We start from the raw sequence: 1,979 nt of genomic DNA, 5'->3' as shown, positions 1-1,979 counted from the left end.
TGTTGCATGCGCTGTTGTGTTGCGGCCGTGTCCGGCAGTTGCTGTGGGCGGTCAGAGCGGGCGGATGTTCTCTGCCTGGGGGCCTTTCGGGCCCCGGACCACATCGAATTCGACTTTCTGGTTCTCTTCCAGGGAGCGGTAGCCGCTGCTGGCGATCGCCGAGTAGTGGGCGAAAACGTCTGCGGACCCGTCGTCGGGGGCGATCAAGCCAAAGCCCTTCTCTGCGTTGAACCATTTAACTGTGCCTGTGGCCATGGCTGCGTTCCTTCGTGTGGCTCTGATCCGCCGCCGCTGGGCGGCCGGTGGCTGCGGAGACCGTCTTCCGCTGCCCCCAAGGTACGGGGCGGGGATACCGGGTGCAAGGGACACGCTTACACCGGATCCGAGGTGCGCGCATGAGGCCACTAATGCCGGCACGGTCATCAGAAAGGCGCTCTGCGTCCGTTCAGGGTTCCTCAAACGGGATCGCGGAAACCGCCATTGGAAGCTGCGATTAACCGCCAAACGAAGGGTTCCGGCACGAATTTCGTGACCGGCGACGGATCGTCGCTGCGGTGGGATCGTTGCGACAGTGTGGGGATCTGCTGCGGGTGGTGTTCCCGCGCTTGGACAGGATGCCGGCGGGGCGGGTGCGCCGGGCGGGCGGGACGGTGCGGCTGTCGGCCCGCCCCCGCCACATCCTCGCGCTCACCGGCGGACTGGAAACACTCTCCCGCGCCAAGAACCCCGCACCAGTCAAACCCGTCATCAACCACGCATGGAACGCCTGACCTTCCCGGAGGTATTGACATGAGGCAACGGGGCCCGTCAGCGGGCGATGATGGCGATGTTGCGGGACGCGATGACCGTGTCAGAGGTCCATTTCATAAGTTCGACGGTTAGCACATAATCGCCAGGGGACGGTGGATTCAGGATGATGTCGTAGCGCTCGGCGGCTCCGACGTTGATGACGTCCGTCACCAGGGGGCTGTCGGTGTCGCAGGTCGGCGGACAGGCGCCGGTTGGGCTGGACGTATCGCGGTACGGCCGGCCGTCGTGGGAGATCAGTTCAGCCATTTCCACCGGCTTCCCGGCTGCGTCAGTGAAATGGGCGTTGACCCGGATGAAGGTGGCGTTGACGAAGCGCAGCAGCGTCGGTTTCCTGTCTGCGGAGGTGACATTGGCGCGGATGCGGGAGAGCTGGCGGGGGCCGTCCTCTTCCTGCGGATGGGCAAGCTCCCCGCCCAGCAGGTAAAAATGTGACGGCTCGAATTTGTCCAGCCCCACATCCTCGCCGGAGAGACCCGCCGCATGGCCGAGTTCATTCCACCGCGGATCGACCGCGTACGGCGCCAGGATGGCTTCCGTGTCAATGTCGTATTCCGGCCCGTCGACGAAGGCCCGCCGTGCCCCCGGTGACACCGGGAAATCCGGGTGGGCTACGGGATCTATGACCAAAGGTCCGAACATTCCCAACTGCACATGCAACGGGGTGTTGACGTGGCAGTGGTAGAAGTAGTTGCCGGCCGCCCCGACGTTGGGGTCGCCGGGCCGGCCGGGCTCGGGCTGCCACTGGTAGGTGTATTGGCCCGTGACCTCGAAGGAGGTGTGCCCCACGCCGTCGTTGCGCGGGTCCGGTTCCACCCCGTGCCAGTGGATGGTGTGGACTTCCTTGCCGGGGTGCACCGTGCCGTGGAAGATCTGGCCCTCGGTGACGCGCGCCAGGGGCGCCGGGAATTTTCGTCCGGACGTCTCCGACTCGAACGTCCAGATCTCGAAGTTGCCGCCGTCGTCGAACTTCATCGTGCTGTTGAAGAACTTGAAGTCAAGCTCCTTGTCCGGACGCTGGCGGAACTCTGTTTCGGGGCTTCCCTCGTGGATAACGGCGGAGCTGAAGTCCACCTGGCTGCGGTATTCATGATGTTCCAATTCACCGCCCGGGGTAGCGAGGATCCAATCCCCCACCAGCCCGCCCGGATACATGCCGCCCATCGCAACCT

Annotated in this window: 2 protein-coding genes; both read right to left on the bottom strand. The window is 64.6% G+C overall.

Annotation, left to right across the window (positions count from 1 at the left end):
- Positions 1-51: 51 nt before the first annotated feature.
- Positions 52-255, bottom strand: a complete 204-nt coding sequence (locus J1902_RS18955; RefSeq protein ID WP_207617919.1) for a cold-shock protein — start codon at positions 253-255, stop codon at positions 52-54.
- A gap of 552 nt (positions 256-807) precedes the next feature.
- Positions 808-1,979, bottom strand: a 1,172-nt coding sequence (locus J1902_RS18950; protein ID WP_207617918.1) for a multicopper oxidase domain-containing protein, incomplete at its 5' end; no start/stop codon positions are given.

This window comes from Arthrobacter cavernae (assembly GCF_017368795.1).
In the GTDB taxonomy this organism is placed as follows: Bacteria; Actinomycetota; Actinomycetes; order Actinomycetales; family Micrococcaceae; genus Arthrobacter; species Arthrobacter cavernae.
This window is presented reverse-complemented; position numbering and strand designations above follow the sequence as displayed.